The 6,794-nt window shown below is 61.5% G+C and carries 3 protein-coding genes and 1 pseudogene; all 4 read left to right on the top strand.

Translation table 11 applies throughout. The annotated features are described in order from the left end of the window. The coding region (rplJ, locus tag ABR948_RS27150; protein ID WP_428123969.1) for a 50S ribosomal protein L10 at positions 1 to 375 on the top strand (375 nt) is incomplete at its 5' end. A gap of 54 nt (positions 376 to 429) precedes the next feature. Continuing rightward, positions 430 to 801: a 50S ribosomal protein L7/L12 gene (gene rplL / locus ABR948_RS27145; RefSeq protein WP_079571038.1), complete on the top strand. Its 372-nt coding sequence runs from the start codon at positions 430 to 432 to the stop codon at positions 799 to 801. Between the two features lie 505 nt (positions 802 to 1,306). Beyond that, positions 1,307 to 5,428: a DNA-directed RNA polymerase subunit beta gene (gene rpoB, locus ABR948_RS27140; protein WP_428123964.1), complete on the top strand. Its 4,122-nt coding sequence runs from the start codon at positions 1,307 to 1,309 to the stop codon at positions 5,426 to 5,428. A gap of 152 nt (positions 5,429 to 5,580) precedes the next feature. Then, a pseudogene (locus ABR948_RS27135) lies at positions 5,581 to 6,794 on the top strand (DNA-directed RNA polymerase subunit beta'); the annotation flags it as partial.

Raw genomic sequence — 6,794 nt, 5'->3', positions numbered from 1 at the left:
TCGGTGAAGGTCTCGAAGAACCGTCTTGCCAAAATTGCTCTTGAAGGCACGGACGTCGTTGCCATCGGTTCCCTGTTGAAGGGGCCGACCGTGATCGCGACTTCAAACGATCCGGTAGCGGCACCGAAGGTTGCCATCGAATTCGCCAAGACGAACGAGCAGTTCGTCATTCTTGGCGGATCGATGGGTAAAACCGTCCTGGATGTTAACGGCGTCAAGGCGCTTGCCGCATTGCCGTCGCTCGATGAGTTGCGCGCAAAGATCCTCGGCCTCCTGGTGGCGCCGGCGACCAAGATCGCTCAGCTCACCACTGCGCCCGCGGCCAAGCTCGCGCGCGTCGTCCAGGCCTATGCCTCAAAGAGCGAAGCGGCCTGACCCCCTTCGCAAATCAAACCTGGTTCGAACCAATACGCTTAAGGAAATAGATCAATGGCTGACTTACAGAAGATTGTTGACGACCTCTCGAGCCTGACCGTGCTCGAAGCTGCCGAGCTCGCAAAGCTCCTTGAAGAAAAGTGGGGCGTGTCCGCCGCCGCCGCCGTTGCGGTGGCCGGCCCGGCCGCTGCTGCCGCTGCACCGGCTGAAGAGAAGACCGAGTTCACGGTCATGCTCGTCGCCGCCGGCGAGAAGAAGATCGAAGTCATCAAGGAAGTCCGTGCCATCACGGGTCTTGGCCTCAAGGAAGCCAAGGACCTCGTCGAAGGCGCGCCCAAGGCTGTCAAGGAAGGCGTCAACAAGGACGAGTCCGAGAAAATCAAGGCTCAGCTCGAGAAGGCTGGCGCCAAGGTGGAACTGAAGTAAGCGAAGCTTGCTTCGGTTTCATCCCCGGACAAGCGGAGCGCGATCCGGGGATCGGGCAACCAAGACGTGGATGGCCGGGTCAAGCCCGGCCACGACGAAGGCAAAGCGAAAGACGTGCCCCCGGGGCGACCCGGGAGCGCGTTGTACACAAGAATGTGTGGGGATTAGTGGGCTTGCCCCTCGAATCTCCACGATTGCCATCCCATATCGGGACGGCAGCACGAAAACACGGTGGGCGGCGGGAACGGCAACGTTTCTGCGCAAGCCGTTGGGAGACAGGCAATTTCGGGCTTTTTCAGTCCGTGAAGAGGCGGGGTTGGACGGGCGGGTGCGGTCAAGCGCCCCGCGCGTCGTTTTGCGTTCTCAAAGTCTGACGGCTCGATTCAGGATTTAAATCCTGAAACTGGCTTCCAGGCTTAGGAGCGAATCGAAATTCAACCCGGGGGCGATGCCAATCGCGCTCCGGAAGGTTCGCCCCTGACGGGCGAAGAAATGAGAGGCCACGATGGCGCAGCAGACGTTCACCGGTCGCAAACGCGTTCGCAAGTTCTTCGGACACATCAAGGAAGTCGCCGAGATGCCGAACCTCATCGAGGTTCAGAAGGCATCGTATGACCAGTTCCTGATGGTGGACGAGCCCACGGGCGGGCGGCTGGACGAAGGCCTGCAGGCGGTGTTCCGGTCGGTGTTCCCGATCTCGGATTTCTCGGGAACATCGATGCTGGAATTCGTCCGTTACGAGTTCGAGCCCCCGAAATACGACGTTGACGAGTGCCGTCAGCGCGGCATGACCTATGCGGCGCCGCTGAAGGTGACGCTGCGCCTGATCGTATTTGATATCGACGAAGAAACCGGCGCGAAGTCGGTCAAGGACATCAAGGAGCAGGACGTCTACATGGGCGATATCCCGCTCATGACCATGAACGGCACCTTCGTCGTCAACGGCACCGAGCGCGTCATCGTCTCGCAGATGCATCGTTCGCCCGGCGTGTTCTTCGATCACGACAAGGGCAAGACGCATTCGTCGGGCAAGCTGTTGTTTGCCGCGCGCGTGATTCCCTATCGCGGTTCCTGGCTCGATATCGAGTTCGACGCCAAGGACATCGTGTTCGCGCGCATCGATCGCCGCCGCAAGATTCCGGTGACGTCGCTGATGTTCGCGCTCGGGCTCGACGGCGAGACCATCCTGAGCACGTTCTACAAGAAGATCGGCTACAAGCGGACCAAGGATGGCTGGCGCGTGCCGTTCGACGCCACCCGTTTCCGCGGCTACAGCACCATCAACGACCTGATCGATGCCGACACCGGCAAGGTGGTGCTCGAAGCCGGCAAGAAGCTGACCGTGCGCGCCGCGCGCCAGTTCCAGGAGAAGGGCCTCAAGGCCCTGCGGCTGTCCGACGAGGAATTGGTCGGCAACTATCTGGCCGAGGATCTCGTCAATCCGAAAACCGGTGAAATCTACGCCGAGGCCGGCGAGGAAATCACCGAGAAGTCGCTCAAGGCGCTCAACGAGCACGGCTACAAGGAACTGCCGCTGCTCGACATCGACCACGTCAATGTCGGCGCCTACATCCGCAATACGCTGCACGCCGACAAGAACATGACGCGTGAAGACGCGCTGTTCGACATCTACCGCGTGATGCGTCCCGGTGAGCCGCCGACCATCGATTCGGCCCAGACCATGTTCCAGTCGCTGTTCTTCGACAGCGAGCGCTATGACCTGTCCGCGGTCGGTCGCGTCAAGATGAACATGCGCCTCGAACTCGATGCGCCCGACACCCATCGCACGCTGCGCAAGGAAGACATTCTCGCCGTCATCAAGACGCTGGTCGATCTGCGCGACGGCAAGGGCGAGATCGACGACATCGATCACCTCGGCAACCGGCGTGTGCGCTCGGTCGGCGAGTTGATGGAGAACCAGTATCGCATCGGTCTGCTGCGCATGGAGCGCGCGATCAAGGAGCGGATGTCCAGTGTCGATATCGACACCGTGATGCCGCAGGACCTGATCAACGCCAAGCCAGCGGCCGCCGCGGTGCGCGAGTTCTTCGGCTCGTCGCAATTGTCGCAGTTCATGGACCAGACCAACCCGCTGTCGGAGATCACCCACAAGCGCCGTCTCTCGGCGCTTGGCCCGGGCGGTCTGACCCGCGAGCGCGCCGGCTTCGAGGTGCGCGACGTGCATCCGACGCATTATGGCCGTATCTGCCCGATCGAAACCCCGGAAGGCCCGAACATCGGCCTGATCAATTCGCTCGCGACCTTTGCGCGCGTCAACAAATACGGCTTCGTCGAAACGCCCTATCGCAAGGTCAAGGACGGCCGCGTCACCGACGAGGTGGTCTATCTGTCGGCGATGGAAGAGGGCCGCTACCGGGTCGCGCAGGCCAATGTGCCGCTCGATAACCGCGGCCGCTTCACCGAAGACCTGATCGTCTGCCGTCACGCCGGCGAAGTGCTGCCGATCACGCCGGACAAGGTCGACTATATGGACGTGTCGCCGAAGCAGCTGGTTTCGGTGGCCGCGGCGCTGATTCCGTTCCTCGAGAACGACGACGCCAACCGCGCGCTGATGGGCTCGAACATGCAGCGTCAGGCCGTGCCGCTGGTACGCGCCGAAGCGCCGTTTGTCGGCACCGGCATGGAAGGCGTGGTTGCGCGCGATTCGGGAGCTGCGATCGCGGCGCGCCGGACCGGCGTGATCGACCAGATCGACGCCACCCGTATCGTCATTCGCGCCACCGACGATCTCGATCCCACCAAGTCGGGCGTCGATATCTACCGGCTGATGAAGTACCAGCGCTCCAACCAGTCGACCTGCATCAACCAGCGTCCGCTGGTGAAGGTCGGCGATCTCGTGAGCAAGGGCGACATCATTGCCGACGGTCCCTCGACCGATCTCGGCGAACTCGCGCTCGGCCGCAACGTGCTGGTCGCGTTCATGCCGTGGAATGGCTACAACTTCGAAGATTCGATCCTGCTCTCCGAGCGGATCGTGAAGGACGACGTCTTCACCTCGATCCACATCGAGGAATTCGAGGTGATGGCGCGCGATACCAAGCTTGGTCCGGAGGAAATCACCCGCGACATTCCGAACGTTTCGGAAGAAGCGCTGAAGAATCTCGACGAAGCCGGCATCGTCTATATCGGCGCGGAAGTCCGCGCCGGCGACATCCTGGTCGGCAAGATCACGCCCAAGGGCGAAAGCCCGATGACGCCGGAAGAAAAGCTCTTGCGCGCCATCTTCGGCGAAAAGGCTTCCGACGTGCGCGATACCTCGCTGCGGGTGCCTCCGGGCGTGCAGGGTACGATCGTCGAAGTGCGGGTGTTCAACCGGCACGGCGTCGACAAGGACGAGCGCGCTCTGGCGATCGAGCGGGAAGAGATCGAACGTCTGGCCAAGGACCGCGACGACGAGCAGGCGATTCTCGACCGTAACGTCTACGGCCGTCTGGCGGAGCTGTTGGAAAACCGCCAGGGCATTGCCGGTCCGAAGGGCTTCAAGAAGGACACCAAGATCACGCGCGCAGTGCTCGATGAGCATCCGCGTTCGCAATGGTGGATGTTCGCTTCGCCCAACGACAAGCTGATGGCCGAAATCGAGGCGATGCGGAAGCAGTACGACGAATCGAAGAAGGGCCTTGAACAGCGCTTCCTCGACAAGGTCGAGAAACTGCAGCGCGGTGACGAATTGCCGCCCGGCGTGATGAAGATGGTCAAGGTCTTCGTCGCGGTGAAGCGCAAGATTCAGCCCGGCGACAAGATGGCGGGCCGTCACGGCAACAAGGGCGTGGTGTCCAAGATCGTTCCGATCGAGGACATGCCGTTCCTTGAAGACGGCACCCATGCCGACATCGTGCTCAATCCGCTCGGCGTGCCGAGCCGGATGAACGTCGGCCAGATTCTGGAAACCCATCTGGGCTGGGCGTGCGCGGGCCTCGGCAAGCGCATCGGGCAGGCGGTCGACGCTTATCTCGCAACCGCCAAGCAGGACACCAAGCCGCTGAAGGAGACCTTGAAGAAGATCTACGGCGACGACGAGACCATCAAATCGCTCAACGATACCGAGCTGATGGAACTCGGCCGTAATCTCAGTCACGGTGTTCCGATCGCGACGCCGGTGTTCGACGGTGCCAAGGAAGCCGACATCGAGGAGATGCTGAAGCTAGCCGGGCTCGATGCGTCGGGCCAATCGACCGTCTATGACGGCCGCACCGGCGACGCCTTCGATCGCAAGGTGACAGTTGGGTACATCTACATGCTCAAGCTGCACCATCTGGTGGACGACAAGATCCATGCGCGTTCGATCGGACCGTACTCGCTCGTTACCCAGCAGCCGCTGGGCGGCAAGGCGCAGTTCGGTGGCCAGCGTTTCGGCGAAATGGAAGTGTGGGCGCTCGAGGCTTACGGCGCGGCGTACACGCTCCAGGAAATGCTGACCGTGAAGTCGGACGACGTCGCCGGCCGTACCAAGGTGTACGAGGCGATCGTGCGCGGCGACGACACGTTCGAAGCGGGTATCCCGGAATCGTTCAACGTGCTGGTCAAGGAAATGCGCTCGCTCGGCCTCAACGTCGACCTGCACAATTCCAAGGTCGGCGGCCCGACCTCCGAGGCGGCAGAGTAACTCAAAAGCGTCAAGCCCGGCCAAAAGCGCGAAGCGTGTCTTCGCACAGATGGCCGGGCATCCGCGCTCCGCTCGGACGTTGAGCAGGGTGCGAGGCTGAAAAAGAATTTCGAATTTGCTGCCGGTGACGATCGGCACGCGAGGAGAAGACGATGAACCAAGAAATTATGAATCTCTTCAATCCGACGACGCCGGCTCAGGTCTTCGACCAGATCCGGATTTCAATCGCGTCACCGGAGAAGATTCTGTCGTGGTCCTACGGCGAGATCAAGAAGCCGGAGACCATCAACTACCGCACCTTCAAGCCGGAGCGCGATGGCCTGTTCTGCGCGCGCATCTTCGGGCCGATCAAGGATTACGAGTGCCTGTGCGGCAAGTACAAGCGCATGAAGTACAAGGGCATCATCTGCGAGAAGTGCTCGGTCGAAGTGACGCTGTCGCGGGTCCGGCGCGAGCGCATGGGCCATATCGAACTGGCCGCCCCGGTCGCGCATATCTGGTTCCTCAAGTCGCTGCCGTCGCGTATCGGCCTTTTGCTCGACATGACGCTGAAGGATCTCGAGCGGATTCTGTATTTCGAATACTACGTCGTTCTGGAGCCCGGTCTCACCGCGCTCAAGGACCGTCAGCTGCTGTCGGAAGACGAGTATCTGAAGGCGCAGGACGAATACGGCCAGGACAGCTTCACCGCCATGATCGGCGCCGAAGCGATCCGCGAATTGCTGAAGGGACTTGAGCTCGAAAAGCTCGAGGCCTCGCTGCGCGTCGAGATGCAGGAAACCGAATCCGACATCAAGCACAAGAAGCTGGCCAAGCGCCTGAAGATCGTCGAGGCGTTCCGCTATTCCGGCAACAAGCCGGAATGGATGATCCTGACCGTGGTACCGGTGATTCCGCCGGACCTGCGTCCGCTGGTGCCGCTCGACGGCGGCCGCTTTGCGACCTCGGATCTCAACGATCTCTACCGCCGCGTCATCAACCGCAACAACCGCCTGAAGCGGTTGATGGAGCTGCGCGCGCCCGACATCATCATCCGCAACGAAAAGCGCATGCTGCAGGAGGCCGTCGACGCCCTGTTCGACAACGGCCGCCGCGGCCGTGTCATCACCGGCGCCAACAAGCGTCCGCTGAAGTCGCTGGCCGACATGCTCAAGGGCAAGCAGGGCCGCTTCCGGCAGAACCTGCTTGGCAAGCGCGTCGACTATTCCGGCCGTTCGGTCATCGTGGTCGGTCCCGAACTGCGGCTGCATCAGTGCGGCCTGCCGAAGAAGATGGCGCTCGAACTGTTCAAGCCGTTCATCTATTCGCGGCTCGATGCCAAGGGTCTGTCCACCACGGTGAAGCAGGCCAAGAAGCTGGTCGAAAA

Origin of the sequence: Bradyrhizobium sp. (assembly GCF_050014615.1) — a bacterium.
GTDB lineage: Bacteria > Pseudomonadota > Alphaproteobacteria > Rhizobiales > Xanthobacteraceae > Bradyrhizobium.
This window is presented reverse-complemented; position numbering and strand designations above follow the sequence as displayed.

Excerpts from the sequence above, each read along its gene's own strand:
- rplL (WP_079571038.1), top strand. The coding sequence starts at position 430 with ATGGCTGACTTACAGAAGATTGTTGACGACCTCTCGAGCCTGACCGTG.
- rpoB (WP_428123964.1), top strand. The coding sequence starts at position 1,307 with ATGGCGCAGCAGACGTTCACCGGTCGCAAACGCGTTCGCAAGTTCTTC.